The sequence below is a fragment of the Embleya sp. NPDC127516 genome (assembly GCF_044765325.1).
Taxonomy (GTDB): Bacteria; Actinomycetota; Actinomycetes; order Streptomycetales; family Streptomycetaceae; genus Embleya.
This window is the reverse complement of record NZ_JBIWJT010000003.1, coordinates 479,513-501,167: the sequence shown is the minus strand read 5'-3', so window position 1 is coordinate 501,167 and position 21,655 is coordinate 479,513. Positions and strand designations below refer to the sequence as shown.

Annotated in this window: 17 protein-coding genes and 3 tRNA genes; 6 read left to right on the top strand and 14 right to left on the bottom strand. The window is 70.9% G+C overall.

Annotated elements, in window-relative coordinates:
* The first annotated feature begins 188 nt into the window (after positions 1-188).
* Positions 189-914 carry an IclR family transcriptional regulator gene (locus ACIRL2_RS07430; protein WP_026218813.1) on the top strand — a complete coding sequence of 242 codons (726 nt, stop codon included), beginning with the start codon at positions 189-191 and terminating at the stop codon, positions 912-914.
* Between the two features lie 175 nt (positions 915-1,089).
* Here ACIRL2_RS07430 and ACIRL2_RS07425 read toward each other — a convergent pair.
* From ACIRL2_RS07425 to ACIRL2_RS07405, 5 genes are all read right to left on the bottom strand, one after another.
* Positions 1,090-1,162 (bottom strand) — tRNA-Glu (locus ACIRL2_RS07425).
* Positions 1,163-1,211: 49 nt separating this feature from the next.
* Positions 1,212-1,287 (bottom strand) — tRNA-Glu (locus ACIRL2_RS07420).
* 55 nt (positions 1,288-1,342) lie between these two features.
* Positions 1,343-1,414 (bottom strand) — tRNA-Gln (locus ACIRL2_RS07415).
* Between the two features lie 184 nt (positions 1,415-1,598).
* Positions 1,599-2,399, bottom strand: a complete 801-nt coding sequence (locus tag ACIRL2_RS07410) for a fumarylacetoacetate hydrolase family protein (protein ID WP_395872589.1) — start codon at positions 2,397-2,399, stop codon at positions 1,599-1,601.
* An 87-nt stretch (positions 2,400-2,486) separates the two neighbouring features.
* Positions 2,487-2,657 (bottom strand): hypothetical protein, encoded by a 171-nt coding sequence (locus tag ACIRL2_RS07405; RefSeq protein WP_395872587.1) that lies wholly within the window; start codon positions 2,655-2,657, stop codon positions 2,487-2,489.
* 520 nt (positions 2,658-3,177) lie between these two features.
* On the opposite strand from ACIRL2_RS07405, the gene ACIRL2_RS07400 reads away from it, so the two are divergent.
* The 5 genes from ACIRL2_RS07400 (at position 3,178) to ACIRL2_RS07380 (ending at position 9,423) form a co-directional block, all read left to right on the top strand.
* The gene (locus ACIRL2_RS07400; protein ID WP_402230758.1) at positions 3,178-7,263 is read left to right on the top strand and encodes a nitrate- and nitrite sensing domain-containing protein; all 4,086 of its coding nucleotides are present in this window, start codon (positions 3,178-3,180) and stop codon (positions 7,261-7,263) included.
* Positions 7,260-7,688 carry a roadblock/LC7 domain-containing protein gene (locus ACIRL2_RS07395; RefSeq protein WP_020553297.1) on the top strand — a complete coding sequence of 143 codons (429 nt, stop codon included), beginning with the start codon at positions 7,260-7,262 and terminating at the stop codon, positions 7,686-7,688. The genes ACIRL2_RS07400 and ACIRL2_RS07395 overlap by 4 nt, the downstream gene beginning before the upstream one ends.
* Positions 7,580-8,059, top strand: a complete 480-nt coding sequence (locus tag ACIRL2_RS07390) for a DUF742 domain-containing protein (protein WP_395872583.1) — start codon at positions 7,580-7,582, stop codon at positions 8,057-8,059. Before ACIRL2_RS07395 ends, ACIRL2_RS07390 begins: the two co-directional genes overlap by 109 nt.
* Entirely contained in the window at positions 8,040-8,630 is a 591-nt protein-coding gene (locus tag ACIRL2_RS07385) for an ATP/GTP-binding protein (RefSeq protein WP_078975288.1), read from the top strand. Before ACIRL2_RS07390 ends, ACIRL2_RS07385 begins: the two co-directional genes overlap by 20 nt.
* 322 nt (positions 8,631-8,952) lie before the next feature.
* Positions 8,953-9,423 carry a hypothetical protein gene (locus tag ACIRL2_RS07380; RefSeq protein ID WP_395872581.1) on the top strand — a complete coding sequence of 157 codons (471 nt, stop codon included), beginning with the start codon at positions 8,953-8,955 and terminating at the stop codon, positions 9,421-9,423.
* 19 nt (positions 9,424-9,442) lie between these two features.
* Here the strand turns inward: ACIRL2_RS07380 and cimA are convergent, their stop codons facing one another.
* From cimA to ACIRL2_RS07335, 9 genes are all read right to left on the bottom strand, one after another.
* The gene (gene cimA, locus ACIRL2_RS07375) at positions 9,443-11,071 is read right to left on the bottom strand and encodes a citramalate synthase (protein WP_402230753.1); all 1,629 of its coding nucleotides are present in this window, start codon (positions 11,069-11,071) and stop codon (positions 9,443-9,445) included.
* Between the two features lie 608 nt (positions 11,072-11,679).
* Positions 11,680-12,807 (bottom strand): branched-chain amino acid aminotransferase, encoded by a 1,128-nt coding sequence (locus ACIRL2_RS07370; RefSeq protein ID WP_395872577.1) that lies wholly within the window; start codon positions 12,805-12,807, stop codon positions 11,680-11,682.
* A 245-nt stretch (positions 12,808-13,052) separates the two neighbouring features.
* Entirely contained in the window at positions 13,053-14,096 is a 1,044-nt protein-coding gene (locus ACIRL2_RS07365; RefSeq protein ID WP_395872575.1) for a 3-isopropylmalate dehydrogenase, read from the bottom strand.
* Between the two features lie 493 nt (positions 14,097-14,589).
* Positions 14,590-16,179 (bottom strand): phosphoglycerate dehydrogenase, encoded by a 1,590-nt coding sequence (gene serA / locus ACIRL2_RS07360; protein ID WP_395872573.1) that lies wholly within the window; start codon positions 16,177-16,179, stop codon positions 14,590-14,592.
* Positions 16,180-16,378: 199 nt separating this feature from the next.
* Positions 16,379-16,771 carry a hypothetical protein gene (locus ACIRL2_RS07355; RefSeq protein WP_395872571.1) on the bottom strand — a complete coding sequence of 131 codons (393 nt, stop codon included), beginning with the start codon at positions 16,769-16,771 and terminating at the stop codon, positions 16,379-16,381.
* Between the two features lie 86 nt (positions 16,772-16,857).
* Positions 16,858-17,679: a hypothetical protein gene (locus tag ACIRL2_RS07350; RefSeq protein ID WP_395872569.1), complete on the bottom strand. Its 822-nt coding sequence runs from the start codon at positions 17,677-17,679 to the stop codon at positions 16,858-16,860.
* Between the two features lie 31 nt (positions 17,680-17,710).
* Positions 17,711-18,541, bottom strand: a complete 831-nt coding sequence (locus ACIRL2_RS07345; RefSeq protein WP_161354475.1) for a hypothetical protein — start codon at positions 18,539-18,541, stop codon at positions 17,711-17,713.
* Between the two features lie 55 nt (positions 18,542-18,596).
* Entirely contained in the window at positions 18,597-20,249 is a 1,653-nt protein-coding gene (locus tag ACIRL2_RS07340; RefSeq protein WP_402230748.1) for a PP2C family protein-serine/threonine phosphatase, read from the bottom strand.
* A gap of 174 nt (positions 20,250-20,423) precedes the next feature.
* Positions 20,424-20,939 (bottom strand): SigE family RNA polymerase sigma factor, encoded by a 516-nt coding sequence (locus ACIRL2_RS07335; RefSeq protein WP_395872565.1) that lies wholly within the window; start codon positions 20,937-20,939, stop codon positions 20,424-20,426.
* Positions 20,940-21,655: the final 716 nt, after the last annotated feature.

The following is a 21,655-nucleotide window of genomic DNA, read 5'->3' as shown; positions in this document are numbered from 1 at the left end:
GCTGTGTGTCTTCTGTCGCGCGGGTGCGGCTGATTCCGTATCCGCGGTCGACGCCCTGACGCGTGCCCGCGTCCCGACGGCTCCCGGCTGTTGCCCCGGTGCTCGGGTTCGGCGCGTTGCGCCACTGTGCCGGCACCGGCCTCGGTCGCGGACTTGCGTCTCGTAATCCGAGACGGCAATATCAAGGCATGGACAATTCTAGCGGAGTCGGCGTTCTCGACAAGGCCGCTGTCGTGCTGGCCGCGCTCGAAGCCGGTCCTGCCACGCTCGCGGGACTCGTCGCCATAACCGGTCTTGCCCGGCCCACCGCACATCGACTCGCGGTGGCCCTGGAACACCACCGTCTGGTCGCGCGCGACATGCAGGGGCGCTTCGTGCTCGGCCCGCGGCTGGCCGAGCTGGCCGCCGCGGCCGGCGAGGACCGCCTGCTGGCCGCCGCGCACCCGGTGCTCGCGCACATGCGCGACATCACCGGCGAGAGCGCGCAGCTCTACCGACGCCAGGGCGACATGCGCGTGTGCGTGGCCGCGGCCGAGCGGCTCTCCGGCCTGCGCGACACCGTCCCGGTGGGCAGCACGCTGCCGATGAAGGCCGGGTCGGCCGCGCAGTGCCTGCTCGCGTGGGAGGAGCCCGAGCGGCTGCACCGCGGCCTGCAGGGTGCGCGGTTCACCGCGACCACACTCTCCGGCGTGCGGCGCCGCGGTTGGGCGCAGAGCATCGGCGAACGTGAACCCGGCGTCGCGTCCGTCTCCGCCGCCGTGCGCGGCCCGAGCAACCGCGTGGTGGCCGCCGTGTCCGTCTCCGGCCCGATCGAGCGGCTGACCCGGCATCCGGGCCGCCTGCACGCGCAGGCCGTCATGGAGGCCGCCGCCAAGTTGTCCGACGCGCTGCGTCGGGCACAGGTGGAGGTCTGACCGCCCCGCTCCCCGGGCGCCGACGGGCGTCCGGGGAATCACGCCCCATGTCGCGCCTCGAAGCGGAGCCGGCCGCCCCCGGCGAACGGCGCCCCGAAGCGCGAAGCCGCACCAACGACGAAGCCGCACAACGAAGAAGACCTCCCGCGATTGCGAGAGGTCTTCTTCTTCGAGGTAGCCCCGACGGGATTCGAACCCGCGCTACCGCCTTGAGAGGGCGGCGTGCTAGGCCACTACACAACGGGGCCTCGTACCACTGGTGTTGCTCGGTGCCGTGGAAGCCGCGAACGGCTGATCTGGTAGCCCCGACGGGATTCGAACCCGCGCTACCGCCTTGAGAGGGCGACGTGCTAGGCCACTACACAACGGGGCCAGATCATCAATCATGAACTTCTTCCAGCGACATCGCCCGAAGACGGACGATGCAGCTGGGGTACCAGGACTCGAACCTAGACTAACGGAACCAGAAACCGTCGGGCTGCCAATTACCCCATACCCCAATGCTCCGTCCTTCGCGTTACCCGGGGGCTTTTGCGAGGACTTCGCTCCGTGCCGCTCCCTTGCGGGGCGGCACGAGAAGAACTTTACCCGATGAGGCGCGCGTGACCAAAACGGGTTACCGGACCCTCGTTCGAACCACCACAAGTCCGGGTGTCCCGCCCGTGATCGGCCGCGCGCGACGAGTCATCCGCGTTTGATCACCGTGTTCGTGAGGGTGCCGACGCCACCCACGGTGACCGAGACCCGGTCGCCCACGTGCAGCGGACCGACCCCCGCCGGCGTGCCGGTGAGCAACACGTCGCCGGGCAGCAGCGTCATCGCCTGGGTCACGTGCACGATCAACTCGGTGACGGTACGGATCATCTGCCCGGTGCCGCCGGCCTGACGCACCTCGCCGTTGACGGTGCACGCCACGGTCAGGCCCTCGCCTTCGGAGACCTGGTCGAGGGTGATGTCGGTCTCCACCCACGGGCCCAGCGGGCAGAAGGTGTCCATGCCCTTGGCCCGACCCCACTGGCCCTCGGCCCGTTGCAGGTCGCGCGCGGTCACGTCGTTGGCGCAGGTGAAGCCGAAGATCACCTCGGCCACCCGCTCGGCCGGCACGTCCCGGCACATCCGACCGATCACCACGGCCAGTTCGGCCTCGTGGTGCACATCGTCGGAGATCTGCGGGTAGGCGATCCCGTCGCCGTGCCCGATCACCGACGTGGACGGCTTGAGGAAGGTGATCGGCGCCTCGGGCACGGCGGAGCCCATCTCGGCGGCGTGCGCGGCGTAGTTCCGGCCGATCGCGACGACCTTGCTCGGCAGTACGGGCGCGAGCAGGCGGACCGAGGACAGCGCGTGTTGCGCACCGGTGGGTCGCAGTTCGCCGAACGGGTGGCCGGCGAGGGCGTGCACCACCAGCGACTCGGGTTGGTCGGCGTCGCCGGTCACCACCCCGAAGGAGACGGAGTCGTCGGTGGAGAACCTGGCGATGCGCAAGATGGGTCACCCTTGCCGGAGAGTCACGAACGAGACGTGCCCAAGGCTACGCGGGCCCGGGCCGCCTCGGCGTGCGGTCCGACGGGGTCAGGCCGGGGTGTCCATCAGGTTGGTGCGCCTGGGGTTCGCGGTCCGCACCTCGGCGATGACCGACTGCTCGACGCCTGCCTCGGCCACCCGCTGGTGGGGCAGCACCACGTCCAACTGGGTGCGCCGGGGGTTGGCCGTGCTGGGGCGGTGCGTGCTGATGTTGTCCACGGTTCCCGGTTCTCGCTCTTCCTCGTCCGTACGCGGTTACACGTGCGTGTCCGCAAATGCGTGCAGGGTGCAGCCTTGTTCTTCGAGATTACCCGTGGTTACGTCAGGGGTGGTCACGGGTGACCCGACGGCCTCGATCACCGACTGCGCATCACGGTTTACACCAGGTGTTCGAACCCGGACGTCAATATGTGATTTTCACCTCCCCGGAACATCAGCAAACGTGTGGCGTTTTGCCCCTGATTACCCCTTAATACCGGTTGTTTTTCTGGCGAAACGGCTTAACCGCCGACACCGGGTGCAATGGACATTTGTCCGGACCCCGCTATCTTGTTGCGGCCCCGTGGCTGTGCTGAAATGCCTGCGACCACGGGGGTGGTTCCCATCAAGCGGAGTTCCTTCACCTCACCGCGCGAACGCGGCCGAGGTGCCCTGGGAAGACGCGAATCCAGGGATTAACGCACACGAGCCTCGCCTTACCGGCGGGTCTAACGACTGGTCACAAGAGGTTGCGACGCTAGTGCAGGGACGTCGGAAGAAGCAGCACGACTCCGCAGGGGCCCCGGCCACGGCCGGTCCCTCCACGCCGGAGGTGCGAGCCCCGCAGCAAGCCAGCGGACCCCAGGATGCCAACGAGCCCGCCGACTCCGTCGGGGACTCCATAGCCGGCGCCGGGGCAGCCCGGCCCGCCGGGACGGCACCGTCCCGGCTCAAGTTGCTGTTCTCGATCAGGAACTGGCGCATCCGTACCCGGATCACCGCGCTGCTCCTGCTCCCGGTCGTGGTCGCCGCGTTGCTCGGCGGCCTGCGTATCCAGTCGTCGATCGACAAGACGCGCGAGATGGACACGGTGCAGAAGGCCGCGGCCATCATCGACCAGGCGTCGACGCTGGCCGCGTGGCTGGAGCAGGAACGCGACCTGCTCGCGCAGGCGAGCGTGGCTCCGTCGGCGGATCTGACGGCCGAGGTGAACAAGGCCAAGAAGACCACCGACGACCAAGTCACCGTCTACAACGCGACCGTCGCGAAGATGAACACCGATTCGATGCCGGTGCTCGGCGCCACACTCAAGGACATCGGCCACTCGCTGACGGAGTTGAACCGAACCCGTCAGGACGCCTTCCGCACGAGCACCCGCAGCACGGTCGACGCCTACAACAAGATGATCCTGCAGTTGTTGCAGATCAACCAGGAGGCGCCCGAAGTCACCCGTGACGCCGATCTGATCCAGGGCGCCCGCGCGCTCGGATCGTTCGGTGAATCGAAGGCGTACGCGTCCTCGCAGCGTGCCGCGGTGATCGCGTACGGCCTCAAGCCGAACGAGATCCCGCTGGAGGCGAGCGAGACGCTCGCGCGCCTGAACGAGGCCGAGCAGAACGCGATCCGCGGATTCACCAGCGTCGCGCCCTCCGACTGGAACGCCGTCTACAAGGCCAACGTCAGTCGGGACAAGATCACCGCCGTCGAGGAGCGCTTCCAGCTCTTCAAGAGCATGGTCAACGCCGCGCTGTCGTCCTCCAACAAGCCCAACGGTTTGGCCCGGCTCGAGAACGCGAACGACTTCACCACGCAGGAGTGGTGGACGCTGTCCACCGACAAGATCAGCGCGCTCGGCCAGGTCGAGGCCCAACTCGGGCTCAAGCTGACCGCCACCGCGAAGGACCTGCGCGACGAGGCCCGCACCGACGCCCTGCTCAACACGATCCTGGTCGTCGGCGCGCTGTTGATCACCATCCTGCTCGGTGTGATCGTGGCGCGGTCGCTGGTGCGTTCGCTCAACACGCTGCGGCGCTCCGCGCTCGAGGTCGCCGAGGAGCGACTGCCCGAGACGGTGCGTCGGCTCTCCGAGTCCGATCCCGGCGACGTGGATCTGGCGATCGAGCCGATCGGCGTGTTGTCCAGGGACGAGATCGGCCAGGTGGCCCGCGCGTTCGACGCGGTGCACGCCGAGGCCGTGCGACTGGCCGCCGAACAGGCCCTGCTGCGTGGCAACGTCAACGCGATGTTCGTCAACCTCTCGCGTCGCAGCCAGAGCCTGATCCAGCGTCAGCTCGCGCTCATCTCCGACCTGGAGAACCGCGAGGCGGACCCGGACCAGCTCGCCAACCTGTTCAAGCTCGACCACCTCGCGACGCGTATGCGCCGCAACGGTGAGAACCTCCTGGTGCTCGCGGGTGAGGAGCCCGGCCGTCGCTGGACCCGACCGGTTCCGCTGGTCGACGTGCTGCGCGCGGCGGCCTCCGAGGTGGAGCAGTACGAGCGGGTCGAGTTGGGCGCACTGCCCACCACCGACATCGCCGGCCGCGCGGTCAACGACCTCGTGCACCTGCTCGCCGAGTTGCTGGAGAACTCGACCACGTTCTCCAGCCCGCACACCAAGGTGCGCGTGACCGGCCACATCCTCCCGGACGGCCGCGCGCTCATCGAGATCCACGACAACGGCATCGGCCTGACCGGCGACGACCTCGCCGACGCCAACCAGCGACTGGCCCGCCCGCCGGTGGTGGACGTGTCCATCTCGCGCCGCATGGGTCTGTTCGTGGTCGGCCGACTGGCCACCCGGCACGGCATCCGCGTCCAGCTCCGGCCGGGCGAGGGTGGCGGTACCACCGCGCTGGTCATGCTCCCGATCGAGCTCATCCAGGGCGATCGCCCCGGTGGCGGCGACGGGTGGAGCAAGGGCGGCGACAAGACCGCCGCGGCCGTGTCCGGTTGGTCCGAGGAACTGCCCTCGGCCGCGCCGGTCGCCCAGGCCCTTCCGGGGCCCCGGGTGGGCAGCCGCGCCGAGGAGCGCAACCGGCGGCGCGAACTGCCGCAGCGCGGTGCCGACGCACCGGCCCAGCCGGTCAACCAGGCCCCGCAGCCGACGCAGATCCCGAGCAACCGGCCCGCGCAGCCGCCGGTCCAGCAGGAGCCCTCGTACGGCAGCACGCAGTCCTTCGCGGCCCCGTCCTTCCAGGACGGTTCGGCCGGGACGGACACGCCGTACCCGGGCACCGTGAACCCGTTCGCGAGCGAGCCGGGCGTCACCAGCACCGGCGCGCACCGCGCGCCGAGTTCGCCGCCGCCCGCCACGCCCGGTCGGGACAACCCGTTCGCACCGGTGCTGCCGCAGCCGCCGCAGCACCAGCCGCGACCGGACGACCCGCGCACCGGGGCCTTCCCGGCCGCGCCCTCGGCGCCGATGTTCGGCACCGGCGAGGACGGCCGCGAGGTCGAGTCGCAGCAGGCGCGATACGGGCAGGACACCGGGTCCTTCCCGGCCGCTCCGCAGTCGCCGGCCGACTCCGGACGCGCCGGTGACACCTCGCAGTTCGCGTTCGGTACGCCCTACGCGGACGAGTCGCAGCCCGCGGCGGAGTTCGACCGGGGCGGTTACGAGCAGCCCGCACAGCCGTTCGGCGGCCCGGGTGCGGAGCTCGCGCCGCGGTCGCAGGAGCGGGCGCCGGCTCCGTGGGGCACCGAGTACGACGAACTCGCCCCGGTGGCCCCGCTGCCGGTCGAGCCCGTCGCACCGCCGGCCGACGTGCCGTCGGCCTACGACGCGCCGCGCCGCGAGGAACTGACCCGTCGCGAGGACCTGCCGCAGCACGGCCAGGGCCCCGCGGACGGCCGGACCTCGGCCGGCGACGCGTTGCCGGTACTGCGCGGTCTGCCGCAGGCTCGTCCCGAGCCCGCCCGGCAGGAGCAGGACGAGCACACCCGGGCCGAGCAGGCCCGCGGCCCGCAGGGTGACGTGCGACCGGCGGTCTCGCCGTTCGCGCCCGCCGGACCGGGTCGTTCGCAGGGCTCGCCCTTCGCGCCGGTCGGTGGCTCGGAGAGCGCCGAACTGCCCGCTCCTTCCGAGTTGGACATGAGCGCGCCGCCGAGCACCGGCGATGACGGTAGGCTGCCGATCTTCGACACGCTCGAGTCCGACTGGTTCCACCGGCAGGGCAACCGCGGCGGTCGGATGCGTGCCGCACAGGTCCGTTCCACGCCGCGAGGCGGGGAGCAGGCCACGCCGGCGCGCGAGCAGGCGGAGCCGGAGGCCGGTCCGCTCGGCGGTCTCGACCGCCGGGTGCCGATGGCGACCAACCCGCCGCAGACACCGGCACCGGTCGAGCAGGTCCCGACCTTCGGTGCCGGGCGTCCGCAGCCCGTCACCGACATGTTCGGGACACCGACGGAACCGGACGAGATCGTCGAGCAGTCCCCCGCGGTCGCACCCGCCGTCGGCCCCCAGGGTCAGCAGTCCGGCTGGTACTCCGCCGGTGACGACGGTTGGCGCGCGGCGGAGGCCGCTCGCGAGCCGTCCTCGGGTGGCACCACCGGAGCGGGTCTGCCCCGCCGCGTGCCCCGCGCCAACCTGGTGCCGGGCGGCGTCGAGCAGTCCGGCGGCGCCCAGGCGTCGGGTCACCCGGGTGCGGGTCCTGCCGCTCCCGGCACCCGTCAGGAGCAGCCGGGCCGGCAGGCCGCGCCGGGCGCTCCGGGCCTGTCCCGGTCGCCCGACGAGGTTCGCGGGCGTCTGACCAACTTCCGCCGGGGCATCCAGCAGGGTCGCACCGCCGGGTCCGGGGGATCCGCCCCTCGGCCTCGTGACGAGAACAACCAGGAGCAGGCATGACTGAGAAGTCGTTGAGCCAGGCCGCGCAGAACCTGAACTGGCTGATCACGAACTTCGTGGACAACACCCCTGGGGTGTCGCACACGGTCGTGGTCTCCGCGGACGGCCTGCTGCTCGCCCTGTCCGAGGGCTTCCCTCGCGACCGGGCCGACCAGCTCGCCGCCGTCGCATCGGGTTTGACCAGCCTGACCCAGGGTGCGTCCCGTATCTTCGAGGGCGGGCACGTGACCCAGACGGTCGTGGAAATGGAACGGGGTTTCCTCTTTATCATGTCGATTTCGGACGGCTCGTCGTTGGCCGTGCTGGCGTCGCCGGAGTGCGACATCGGCCTGATCGGCTACGAGATGGCCCTGCTCGTCGACCGCGCGGGTGCCGTGCTCACGCCGGCCTTGCGCGCCGAACTCCAAGGTGCACTGCCGCGATGACACCTCCGGATATGTCCGATCACGGGGACCAGGAGTTTCACGAGACCCTGGTCCGCCCGTACGCCATGACCGGTGGTCGCACCCGGCCTCGCTATCAGCTCGCGCTGGAGGCCCTGGTCACCACGACACCTCAGGTGGCCAACCCACCCGGCCTGTTGCCCGAGCACCAGCGCATCTGTGCGCTGTGTCGGGAGGTCAAGTCGGTAGCCGAGATCTCGGCTCTGCTCACCATCCCGCTCGGCGTCGCCCGCGTACTCGTCGCGGACCTCGCCGAAGCCGGGCTGGTGGTCATCCACCAGCCCGGGAACGACCAGGGGCAGCCGGACGTCACGCTGCTCGAAAGGGTGCTCAGTGGACTTCGCAAGCTCTAGCCCGGGCCCGGTCCCCGCCAGGTCCTCCACCACGTCGGCGAAGATCGTCGTCGCCGGCGGATTCGGCGTGGGCAAGACCACGCTCGTCGGTGCCGTCTCGGAGATCGCTCCGCTGCGTACCGAAGCGGTCATGACGTCCGCGAGCGCCGGTGTCGACGACCTGTCGGCGACGCCGGACAAGCAGACGACGACGGTCGCGATGGACTTCGGTCGTATCACGCTGGACGAGGATCTGATCCTGTACCTCTTCGGTACGCCGGGTCAGCACCGATTCTGGTTCATGTGGGACGACTTGGTCCGCGGTGCCATCGGCGCCGTGGTTCTCGTGGACACCCGCCGACTCGCCGATTGCTTCCCCGCGATCGACTACTTCGAGAACAGCGGACTGCCGTTCATCGTGGCGTTGAACTGCTTCGACGGATTGCAGACCCACCACGCGGAGGATGTCCGCGAGGCATTGCAGATAGGGCCCGACACACCGATCGTGAGCTGTGACGCACGGCGCCGCGAATCGGCCAAGTCGACCCTGATCACGCTGGTGGAGCACGCACTGATGGCTCGCCTGCGCTGACCTTCGGGTCCATCCACGCCGGTCTTCGGTAACTGCTCGAACCTGTTTTTTCGTATTGCGCACCACCTCACCTCAGGCGAATCCCATTGCGGGGTTCGCCTGAGGTGTTGTGGTCGCGAACCCCATGTGGCGGGATTCCCAAGGGTGTTCGGGCCCGGGCGTTCGAGAAATTCGACAAACGTGTGACAGGACTCCGCGACATGCCCGGCCGAGTCCCCGCCTCGACCCGCACATTGCTAAGGTCCTCCCATAGTCATCTGTTGCCCAATTGATATCAGAACGTTTTGAGGCGCAGGCCCAACAACGAACCGAGGTGGGTTCGGTGGACGACAACAGCAGGCGCGCGGCGCAAGCGGCCCGCCTTCCGATGGTCGACGGAACGACCGAGTCGGGGCTGCCGCGAAGGCCCCCGCAGGCGAACCTGCTGCCGGGTGCGGCGGCCGAGGAGTTCGGCCTCGATCGCGAGCTGTCCGTGTCGCGGGAACCGGAAGAGGTCCGAGGGCGGCTGGAACGATTCGCCGTCGGACGCGAGTTGGCACGTCTCGAAGAGAGCGAACCGCTGCTGCCGCCCAATCCGATGACCGCGGCGAGTCCGCTGGCCTCGTCGCCCGTCCGCCCGCCCGCCCCCGCGCCGGCCCCGCTCCAACCGCGGGCCGCGAAGCCCGCCCCACCGGTCCCGCCGGTCCCGCCCGCGATGCCGTCGCCACCGCCGGGGTCGCTGTCGCCGCTGCCGGCGGGCTGGGACGAACCGTGGGGCGACGGATGGCGATCGTTCCGCCCCGGCCGCCCCTGACGGTTCATCACCTCTGGTTCTAGGTACGGTCGCAACCCTCGGTGTCGTGGGCACCGGGGGTCAGGCCCGCCTTGAGCAGACCGTAGGTGTACGCGTCCTCCAGGGCCTGCCAGGACGCCGCGATCACGTTCTCCGCGACCCCGACGGTGCTCCACTCCTGCTTGCCGTCGGTGGTCTCCACCAGGACGCGGGTGATCGCGTCGGTGCCGTGCCGGCCCTCCAACAGACGCACCTTGTAGTCCACCAGCTCGAACGCCGCGAGCTGCGGGTAGATCCGCTCCAGGGCCAGCCGCAGCGCGCGGTCGAGCGCGTTGACCGGGCCGTTGCCCTCGCCGGTCGCCACGATCCGCTCGCCCTTGGCCCGCAGCTTGACCGTGGCCTCGTTCACCGGCACGCCGTCGCCGCGCTGCTCGCTGATCGCGCGCCACGACTCCAGCGCGAAGAAGCGCGCACGGCCCAGGCTCTCGTCGCGCAGCAGCAGTTCGAAGGACGCGTCCGCGGCCTCGTACGTGTAGCCGGCCGCCTCGCGCTCCTTGACCTGGTTGACCACCCGGCCGACCAGATCCTTGTCGTTCGAGAGGTCGTAGCCCAGTTCCTTGCCCTTGAGCTCGATCGAGGCGCGTCCGGCCATGTCCGAGATCAGCATCCGCATGTCGTTGCCGACCAGCGCCGGGTCGATGTGCTGGTACAGGTCGGGGTCGACCTTGATCGCCGAGGCGTGCAGGCCGGCCTTGTGCGCGAACGCGGACACGCCCACGTAGGGCAGGTGCGTGGAGGGGGCCAGGTTGACCACCTCGGCGATCGCGTGCGAGATCCGGGTCATCTCGCGCAGCTTGCCCTCGGGCAGCACGCGCATGTCCTGCTTGAGCTCGAGGTTGCCGACCACCTGGAACAGGTTGGCGTTGCCGACGCGTTCGCCGTAGCCGTTGGCGGTGCACTGGACGTGCGTGGCGCCGCCCTCGACGGCCGCGATCGTGTTGGCCACGGCACAACCGGTGTCGTCCTGTGCGTGGATGCCCAGGCGTGCCCCGGTGCCCGCGTGCACGGCACCGACGATCTCGCGGACCCCGCTGGGCAACATCCCGCCGTTGGTGTCGCACAGCACGACCACCTCGGCGCCCGCGTCGTGCGCGGCGGCGACCACGCTCAGCGCGTACTCGGGATTGGCCCGGTAGCCGTCGAAGAAGTGCTCGCAGTCGACGAACACCCGGCGGCCCTGGGCGCGCAGGTGGGCGACGGTGTCCCGGACCATCTCCAGGTTCTCGTCCAGCGTGGTGCGCAGCGCGAGCGAGACGTGCTTGTCGTGCGACTTGGCCACCAGGCACACCACCTGCGCCTGCGCGTCGAGCAGGGCCTGGACCTGCGGGTCGGCGGCGGCGGTGGTACCGGCCTTGCGGGTCGAGCCGAACGCGACCAGGACCGCGTGCGCGAGATCGAGCTCCTCCCGGGCCCGGCGGAAGAACTCGGTGTCGCGCGGTACCGCGCCTGGCCACCCGCCCTCGATGAAGCCCACGCCGAAGTCGTCCAGGTGGCGAGCCACGGTGAGCTTGTCGGACACCGTCAGGTTGATGCCCTCGCGCTGCGAACCGTCCCGGAGGGTGGTGTCGAAGACGTGGAAGGCGCTCGGGTCGGTCGTCGTGGGGTGCATCGGCCTCGGTTCTCCCGTCGATCAAGAAATGGCGGGCCCGTGCGCGCTCGCTCGCCGCGTGGGTGGTGCGGCCAAACAAAAAGACCCCTCGCGGTCGCGAGAGGTCTGCGTGCGGGCGGTGGGCGGTATGGCACCCCTTGTAGGGGGTCAACCCGTTGCCGGCACGCTGCGGCTAATAATGAGCCACTGCTGCATACTCGCGAGTCTCGCACATGAGATTACGCGTGGTGCGAGGGTCTCACTATGTGGGCCATGGTCGGGGCGCGGAGTTTTGTGTTCGCCCACCCGCTCCACCCGTTGCGTCGAGCGGGCGGGTTGCGGTTTCGGGCGGAATGCCGCGCGGCGGCGGGCTCCGCGACGACAGGCAGGATGAGGGCCGCTGCGGACCCCGGCCGCTCTCCCGGCGCGTCAGCGCCCACGACTTGATCGTCGACCGGTGATCGACGAGCCTGCGAGGAGAGCGGCGGGGCCGCCTGTTCGCGCGTAGCGCGTTTCATCCGTGCCCACGACTCGATCGTCGACCGGTGATCGACGAGCCTGCGAGGAGAGCGGCCGGAGGCCGCCGGCGGCGCAGCCGCCACCGCGCGAAGCGCGGCGTACAGCGCGGCTTACACCGCGTGCGTCCAGCCGTGGGCGTCCTCCGCGCGGCCGGTCTGGATGTCGACCAGCGCCTTGCGCAGTTCCATCGTGATCGGGCCCGCCTCGCCGGTGCCGACGGTCCAGTTCCCGGTGCTGGACTTGACCGAGCCGACCGGGGTGATCACCGCGGCGGTGCCGCACGCGAAGACCTCGGTGAGCGTGCCGTTCGCGTTGCCCTCGCGCCAGTCGTCGACCGAGATCAGCGCTTCCTCGGTGGCGTAGCCGCGGTCGGCGGCGAGTTGCAGCAGCGAGTCCCGGGTGATGCCGGGCAGCAGCGAGCCGGTCAGTCGCGGCGTCACGATCCGCGCGTCCTTGCCCTCCCCGTACACGAAGTACAGGTTCATGCCGCCCATCTCCTCGATCCAGCGACGCTCCACCGCGTCCAGCCAGACCACCTGGTCGCAGCCCTGCTCGATGGCCTGGGCCTGGGCCACCAGCGACGCGGCGTAGTTGCCGGCGCACTTGGCCTCGCCGGTGCCGCCGGGCACGGCGCGCACGTACTCCTGCGAAAGCCACACCGAGACCGGCCGCACGCCGCCCGCGAAGTAGGGGCCGGCCGGCGACGCGATGACCAGGAAGAGGAACTCGTTCGCGGGGCGCACGCCGAGGCCGACCTCGGTGGCGAACATGAAGGGCCGGATGTACAGGCTCTCCTCGGGCGCGCTGGGCACCCACGCGATGTCCTGGCGGATCAGCGCGTCCACCGCGGCCACGAACAGTTCCTCCGGCAGCTCGGGCATGGCGAGCCGGCGGGCGGAGTTGCGGAAGCGGGCGGCGTTCGCGTGCGGCCGGAAGGTGGCCACGCTGCCGTCGGGGCGGCGGTAGGCCTTGAGGCCCTCGAAGATCGACTGCGCGTAGTGCAGCGTCATGTTCGCGGGGTCGATGTCGAGTGACGCGTAGGGCGTGAGCTGCGCGTCGTACCAGCCGCGTCCCGCACTCCACTTGATGCCGACCATGTGCTCGGTGAACACGCGGCCGAAGCCCGGGTTCTCCAGGCGCGTGGCGCGCTCGGCGTCGCTCAGCGGGTGTGCGGTGGGCTTGAGGTCGATCGTCAGGGAAGCCTGGAGGGCGGGCTCCTGCGGGGCGGCAGTCGTCATGGCTGGTTCTCGTCCTTCACCGTGGAGTATGGCGGGGCCGGGTGCTGCTGGGACCCGGCTTCCCGTACCGGACGTACTGGAAGTGTTCCCGGGAACCGCACCCACGTTCCACCCGGTGAGACGTTAACGCAGTCGACCGGGATCCCGACAGGCGCGGCCCCTGACCCGCCGAACGACCGATTCGCCGGTCCGGCAGGGGGCACGCGTCGACGGTCCCGGTCGACGAACGTGATGGTGCCGGCGAATCAGCCGGCTACTCGGGCGGCGAGCGCGTCGCCGATCTGCGACGTGCTGCGGGTGCCCAGGCCGGCGCGCTCGGCGAGGTCGGCGTGGACCGCCTCCTCGACCCGGCGGGCCTGGTCGGTCAGGCCCAGGTGCTCCAGGAGCATCGCGACCGAGAGCACGGTGGCGGTGGGGTCGGCCTTGCCCTGGCCGGCGATGTCCGGCGCGGAGCCGTGCACCGGCTCGAACATGGACGGGAACTCGCGGGAGGGGTTGATGTTGCCGCTGGCCGCGAGGCCGATGCCGCCGGCGATGGCGGCGGCGAGGTCGGTGATGATGTCGCCGAACAGGTTGTCGGTGACGATCACGTCGAACCGCTCGGGCTGGGTGACCATGAAGATGGTCGCCGCGTCCACGTGCAGGTAGTCGGTAGTGACGTCGGGGAACTCGGCGGCGACCGCCTCGAAGATCCGGGTCCACAGCCGGCCGGCGAACACGAGCACGTTGTTCTTGTGCACCAGGGTCAGCTTCTTGCGCGGGCGGGCCTGGGCCCGGGCGAACGCGTCGCGCACGACCCGCTCGATGCCGAACGCGGTGTTGACGCTGACCTCGGTGGCGACCTCGTGCTCGGTGCCGGTGCGCAGCGTGCCGCCGTTGCCGGTGTACGGGCCTTCGGTGCCCTCGCGGACCACCACGAAGTCGATCGCCGCGTCCGCGCCCAGCGGCGAGACCACGCCCGGCGCGAGCCGGGCCGGGCGCAGGTTGACGTGGTGGTCGAAGGCGAAGCGGAGCTTGAGCAGCAGGCCGCGCTCCAGGACCCCCGAGGGCACGCTCGGGTCGCCGATGGCGCCGAGCAGGATCGCGTCCTGGCCGCGCAACTCGTCGAGCACGCTGTCGGGCAGCGTCTCTCCGGTGCGGTGGTACAGGCGGGCACCGAGGTCGTACTCGGTGGTCTCGATCTTGATATCGGCGGGAAGTACGGCGCCGAGGACCTTCAGACCCTCCGCGACCACTTCCTGGCCGATGCCGTCACCGGGAACCACTGCGAGACGAATGCTGCGAGACATGCGGTGGACCTTACCTTCCGTCCCAGGGACTGATCATGTGCAGTCCGGATGATGGGACGCAACGGGTGGATCGAGGGTCAGCGGTCCTCGTCGGCGGGCCTGCCGCCGTTGTCGCGACGGTCGAGGGCGCGCTGGAGGGCACGGGCTGCGTTGCGGCGCGTGGTTTCGTCCATGACTGCACTTCCTTCACAAGGCTCGGGTGTCTACACGGTGTGTGACGGACACGTGCAGGGGCCTTGTGGGCGTGCTGAAATTTCCTGCCGTACGGGGATTTCCGGGTACGGAAGGGCCGTCTGCTTTCACGGTAGGCGACGGGTCGCGTCGATGTCTGCAATTTACTCGGAGTTCCTACTATCTGAGATCGACCGTCCGCCACGCGGCGTGGCGAGGGGCCGCGACCACCCGCTCCCGGACATGCCGAAGGCCCGGGAACCACATGGGTCCCCGGGCCTCGTACGGCGTGTCTCGCGCCCGTCGCCGGCCGCGGCCGGCGTCAGTCGTCCAGGTTCACCGAACGCATGAAGACCGCGCCGATCTCCTCCGCGATGTCGGTGAGGATCTGCGGCTCGACGGTGGTGTCGACGGTGAGTGCCACCAGCGCCTCGCCGCCCTTGGCGGCGCGGGCCACCTGCATGCCGGCGATGTTGACGCCCGCCTCGCCGAGGTGCCGGCCGATCACGCCGACCACGCCGGGCTTGTCCGCGTAGCGCAGGAAGACCATGTGCGCGGTGAGCACCAGGTCCACGTCGTACCCGTCCACCTCGACGATCTTCTCGATGTTCTTGGGGCCCGCGAGCGTGCCGGAGACCGAGATCTCGCCGCCGTCGGCGAGCGTGCCGCGCACGGTGACCAGGTTGCGGTGGTCCGGGCTCTCCGAGCTCGTGGTCAGCCGGATCTCCACACCGCGCTCCTGGGCCAGCAGCGGGGCGTTGACGTAGGAGACCGACTCCTCCACGACGTCCGCGAAGACACCCTTGAGCGCCGCGAGCTCCAGCACCTTGACGTCGTGCTGGGTGATCTCGCCGCGCACCTCGACATCGAGTCGGACCGCGACACCGCCCGCGAGGGCGGTGAAGATGCGACCGAGCTTCTCGGCCAGCGGCAGGCCCGGGCGCACGTCCTCGGCGATCACGCCGCCCTGCACGTTGACCGCGTCCGGCACCAGTTCGCCGGCCAGCGCGAGCCGTACCGACCTGGCCACCGCGACGCCGGCCTTCTCCTGCGCCTCGTCGGTGCTCGCGCCCAGGTGCGGCGTGGCCACCACGCTGTCGAACTCGAACAGCGGGCTGTCCGTGCACGGCTCCTTCGAGAACACGTCCAGGCCGGCCCCGGCCACCCGGCCCTCCTTGAGCGCGGACGCCAGCGCGACCTCGTCGACGATCCCGCCGCGCGCGGCGTTGACGATGCGCACCGTCGGCTTGACCTTGCGCAGCGCCTCGTCGCCGATCAGGCCGAGCGTCTCCGGCGTCTTGGGCAGGTGCACGGTGATGAAGTCGGACTGCTCCAGCACCTCGTCCAGGCTGAGCAGTCGCACACCCATCTGCGCGGCGCGGGCCGGCTGCACGTAGGGGTCGTAGGCCACGATGTTCATCCCGAACGCGGACATGCGCTGGGCGACCAGGACGCCGATCCGGCCCAGGCCGACCACACCGAGGGTCTTCTCGGAGAGCTCGACACCGGTGTACTTGCTGCGCTTCCACTCGCCGTTCTTGAGCGCGGCGCTGCCCTGCGGGATGTTGCGCGCGACCGAGATGAGCAGACCGCAGGCGAGCTCGGCGGCGGTGACGATGTTCGAGGTCGGCGCGTTGACGACCATGACGCCGGCCTTGGTGGCGGCCGGGACGTCCACGTTGTCGAGCCCCACACCGGCGCGCGCGACCACCTTGAGGCGGTTCGCGGCGGCGATCGCCTCGGCGTCCACCTTGGTGGCGCTGCGGATCAGGATGGCGTCGACGTCGGCGATCGCGGACAGCAGCTCACCGCGGTTCGCACCATCGCAGTGGCGGATCTCGAAATCGGGTCCGAGGGCATCGACGGTGGCCGGGGACAGCTCTTCGGCGATGAGAACGACGGGCTTGCTCACGGTTTTCCTTCGCGTGCTGCGATGACGGGTGGCCGCGTGGAAGACGCACGACGGGGTGGCCTGACGCGTGGCCGATCCTACCGCCGCCCTTGTGAAGGACTTCACAGATGTCCGATGTGTGGACTCCGGACGGGTGGGGGCAACACTCCTGACCTGTCGTCAGATCAGCGGATGGATCGGCTCGGGATCGATTCGACGCTCAGTCGCCGGCCAGGAACCACCCGATGGTGACCCGGCGCTGCCCGTTCAGGTCCAGGATGACCACCTCGCCGGAGCCGCGGTTGGGCAGCGGCGCGGTGCCGCCGTAGGGCAGCGTGCGGGTCTCGCCGTCGTCCACCTGGACCTCGGCCACCGGCGCGTTCTGCGAGCCGCGCCGCCAGGTGACCCACCACGTCGTGTCGTCGTCGCACTGGAATTCCAGGTGCACCCGGGAGACGAACAGCCAGTCGGCCGGCGTCACGAGATGGCAGCGGGTCGCGTCGCGACCGACCGCCAACGTCGCCCCCGGCCGACTCGGCGCGCTTGCCATCAGCATGGCGACCGTCGCCGCGTCGTCCGCCCCCGAAGTCGACGCCATGTTGAGATCGAGCACCGGTTTCCTCCCCCACGCTCCTGGCCGTCAGTCCATCCACAGTCGATCCCGCGTGCCGGCCCGCCGTGCGGCCGACCCCCCGTGGTTCAGTCGATCGATCCACCGCGACGTGCGCACGGGCACGGTTCGCGTCCCACAATGCCGCAGGTGACCGCCGTCTGGGCGATCAGGTCCCAACCTCCGTGCACATGCGGGGTGGTGTCCAGATAGTCGGGCCCCAGCAAGTGGTTCAATTCCGGGCAAAGTTCCGAGCTGTAGAAGTCCCGGCGCAGTTCCGTCTTGCAGCGCTCGACCGTGGCCTTGGCCATGTAGAGCATCTCGCACAGCTCGTCGGTGGTCTTGGGCCGCTTGGTGGCGCGGCCGTGGATCCAGTCGCAGGACATCGCCGCGAGCACCTCCAGCCGCACCCCGCTCAGCTTGGTGCGCAGTTCCTCCGGACCGATGTCCACCGTGTCCGGAGCGGTCCCGACCAGCGACGCGGACGTACTGGGCCGGACCGGCTGCATCGCCCGCCACGCGAGCACCACGCTGCGCCGCCGGGCCAGGTCGCTGACCAGGATGTTGCCGCTGGTGCGCGCGGGCAGCGGCAGGATCGCGCCGTACGGCATGTCCTGCGAGGTCTCGCCGCGCTTGATCCGAACGATCGCCACCGGCGTGTCCCGCTGTCCGCGCGGCCACTCCACGGTCCAGCCCCGGTCCTCGCTGTACTCGAAGACCAGGTGCTTGCGCGAGACGAACAGCCAGTCGTGCGGCGTCAGCAGCGGCCGGCACACGCTGGGGTCGCGCCCCACGAACACCCGCGTGCCCGCCACCCCGGGCTTTCGCACGCTCTTGGGGCTCGGCAGCGGATCGCGCTCCGCCTCGCGGCCGTCCTCGATCGCGACGAACGACATGTTCAGTTCGAGCATGATCCCCTCGCCCCCTCCCCGGTCCTACCGCTCACCTGGTACCCGCGTGCGGCGCGTCCGCACCACACGGGCACGGACCGCGTCCCGTTATGCCGTGGGTGACCGCGGTCTGCGCTATCAGGTCCCAGCCCCCGTGCACGTGCCGCACGGTGTCGAGGTAGTTCGGACCGAGCAGGGAGTTCAGCTCCGGGCACAGGCCCGAACTGTAGAACTCGCGGCGCAGCTTGGTCTTGTACCGCTCGACCGTGGCCGCGGACAGGTGCAGCAGCTCGCACAGTTCCTTGGTCGACTTGGCCCGCTTGACCGGACGACCGTGCACCCAGTCACAGGACAGCGCGGCCAGCACCTCCATCTCCGTCTCGGAGAGGCGGTTCTGCAACACGAACGGCGCGACGTCCTGGGTCTCGGGGACGCCCACGTCCGGTTCGGTGGGCTCCTCGCCCGGGCGTTGCGGCAGGGAGACCCGCCACTCCACCAGGACCCGTCGCCGTCGGGCCAGGTCGGTGACCACCACCCGGCCCGGGCGCAGCGAACCCAACGGCAGCGTCGCGCCGTAGGGCACCGGTTCCGACACGCCCTCACGATCGATCTGCACCAGCGCGACCGGGCGCGGGTGCGAGCCCTGGAGCCACTCCACGCTCCAGCCGCGCTCCAGGGAGTAGACGAACTCCAGGTGCACACGCGACACGAAGCGCCAGTCCTTGGGCGTGACCAGGCCACACCGCGACGGGTCCCGGCCGATCGCGATCTTCTTGCCGGGCTCGCTTTGCACCTTCACCGTGCGCGGCCGGGCCAGGTCCGACTCCTGCTGGTCGGCGTCGTCCGACGTCGCCACGGTGAGGATCAGTTCGAGCATCGCCATCCGTCCGGTCTCGTGCCCCGCCCTGGGGCATCGCCCATCTTCGCCCGGTGAACCGTCACCAGGCAGTCCCGCCGTCCGACCGTAGGGCCCCGGGGGCACTCGACGCATCCTCCGGTTGTTCCCTGGGGTCGGCGCCGGAGCGATGACCCGCCGGAACCGGCAGTGCGTCGCATTCGACCACGACCGCCGTCGCGTCGTCGTCACCACTCTCGACGGCCGTCCTGGTCAAGGTCGTTGCCGCGTGGAAGGGGTCGCCGTGCACGAGGTCGGCCACCGTCTCGTCGGGCAGGTGGCCGACGCCGTCCGTGGCGAGGACCACACGGTCGCCCGGGTGCAGTTCGATGCGTTGCAGTTCGGGATCGGGGGCCTGGGAGCCGCCCAACGGGGTGGAGGTCAGCAGCCAGGGACGGCCGAATTCGGCCGCGTTGCCCTGTTCGGTCAGCCGGAACGCCCGGCCGCCGCGCACCAGCCAGCACACGCTGTCGCCGCAGCCGGCCAGGTGCAGCCTGCCGTGTTGCAGGACGGCCGCCACCACGGTCGTGCGCATGCCCTCGTACTGCGCGACACCGTGCCGGCGCACCGCCAGGTCGGCGACCGCGATCGCGGCGCTGAGCCGGTCGCTCCAGCCCGCGGCCAGGTCGGCGGCGGCGAGTTCGGCCACCAGCGTGCGCACCGCGACGTCGGCCGCGTACCAACCGGCGGGGTGGCCGCCGAGGCCGTCGGCGACGATGAACACGTCGCCCGTCGCGGCATACCGGTCGTCGTTGTCGCGAGCGGTCAGCTCCGGGCCCAATCCGCGCCGTTCGCGCCGCGCGGCGCGTCGCCGACCGGGGTGCGAGGACGTGGACCACGCGGACGCCTGGACGCCCAGCGGCGGCCCGGTGTCCTCCGGGACGTCGCCCTCGGCCGCGTCGGCCCGACGCAGGCTGTCGCTGCGCGAGGTGGTGGGTACGTCCAACTCGTCCGCCTCCTCGACCGGTTCGGGCACCGGCGGGTCGGCCGGCAGCAGCCGGGTCTGCGGTTCGGGCACCGGCGGCGGCGAAGTGGGCATCGGCGGCACCGAGGGCGGCGGCGGCACCGCGTGCCCGGCGGCGAAGGTGGTGTCGGCGGAGCCGCCGGAGATCGTCGGCGGCGCGGGCACCGGTGGCGGCGCGGCCGGGATGCCGCCCTCCGGGCGGACCGCGCGCGGGGTCACGGTGTGCGGGATCGCGTCGGGCCCGCGCTCCGCCGCGTCCGGCCCGGTCGCGAACGTCTCGGCGGGCCGGGGGGCCTGGTCCCACAACGAACGCGACGCGGCCTCGGGCGCCTCGGCCGGTGCCGCCTCGGCATCGGCCTGCGGCAGGCCGGAATCCGCCGCCGGCGCGGGCGCCGGATCGTCCGCCGGGTCGGCGTCGTACCCCTCGTACGACGTGGCGGCGTCCGCTCGCGGCCGGCCGTCGTCCGGCTCGGGTTCGGCCGCGAACTCGTCGGCCGAGCCGTTCGGCGCGGGCTCCGGGTCGTGCGTCGGCCGCGGCTGCGCCGGCCCGTTCCGCTCGGCCGGCTCGCGGGCGGGCGCGTCCTCGAAGTCGAGGTACAGGTCGCCGAAGATGTCGTCGTCCGCCGCCGGTGCCCGCTGGGCGCGCAATTCGTCCTGCCGCAGCGTCCGTTCCGGGAAGCCACCGCGAGCCGGCACGGTCGTCTCCCGACCCGAGTCCCCTCTGCCCCTCATGTGTCTCACGCTCCACGATGTCGGCCCGGAACGGCAAGTCCGGTGCGGCGATAGCACTGCCTCGTTCAAGCATGCTGCCTCGGATACGGCCCTGGCATGTGATCCGGAAGGCCAATTCCTTCGGGTTTTCCGGGCACAGCCGCGCGGATGAACCCGGATGGACCGCGTCGTGGCCTAGGAGCGTCCGGTCCGGACCGCCTCCGAACCGTCCGCGAGCAGGCCGGCGAGCGCGGCGCGGCCCCGGGACAGGCGGGCCTTGATGGTGCCCTCGGGCGCGCCCTCGTGCGCGGCGATCTCGGCCACCGACAGCCCGCCCATGTGATGCATCACCACCGCACGGCGCTGGGCCTCGGGAATCTGGCGCAACGCGGCGACCAGGGCCACGGATTCGGGGCCAGGCGCGGGCAGATCCCCGTCCGGGCCGTGCCGGATCCAGCTCTTGAGCGCGGTACGCGTGCGCCGCCACCTGCTGACCGCGATACGTTGACCGACCAGGCGGATCCACGCGACGGGGTTCTCGTAGTCGCTGATCCGCTCCCAGTCCTTCCAGGCCCGGATGTAGGTCTCCTGCGCGGCCTCCTGGGCCTCGCCGAAATCTCCGGTCAGCGCGTACAGGTGTGCGACGAGGGCGCCGTGGCTCTCCGCGTAGAACACGTCGAAGTCGGCGCGACCGCCCGTGTCCCGTCCCATCGTTCCCCCGCGTCCCGTCGCGGCGTGTCTGTCCTGCCGTGACCCGGTACTTTATCCGGCCCGGGGCGCGCACCCGATGTCGGTTCAGGTCGCGGAACACCCGCCTCGAGCGTCTCTCCCCCACCCACGCACACGACCGGGTGATCGGTTCCGTGCAACGACCAACCGGAGCCCCGAAACCACCACCACGATCCCGACCCCGACGCAGGCGAGCCGCCGACGCCGACGCCGCGCGATCAACACCCCCAAGGCCGGCCGCCCTCCGTCCGGCCGCTCACCAAGCACACGCCGCACGTCCCGTTCGAACGCGCCGAACGCATCGGAAAGCGCCTCCCCCTCCCCCATGCCACGTCCCCCGTCCCTCCCCGCACCGCCCCACGCGACACCCCCGGTACGGTCCACACGCACCCCACCCCCCACCGGTTGCGCCCAACCCCCGGCGCATCAGCGCCCCCGACCCCAGTAATCAACGCGCGAAGCACGGAAAGCGGCCGAGCCGCAGGCCGGCCTTCGCGCCCCGAAGCAAAGCCCAAACCCCCAGCGCGTCAGCACCCCGACCCACCCCCACCCCAGCGATCGACGCGCGAAGCGCGGACAGCGGCCGAGCCGCAGGCCGGCCTTCGCGCCCCGAAGCGCAGCCCAAACCCCCGGCGCGTCAGCGCCCCCGACCCCCGCCCACCCAAGTGATCGACGCGCGAAGCGCGGAGAGCGGCGGA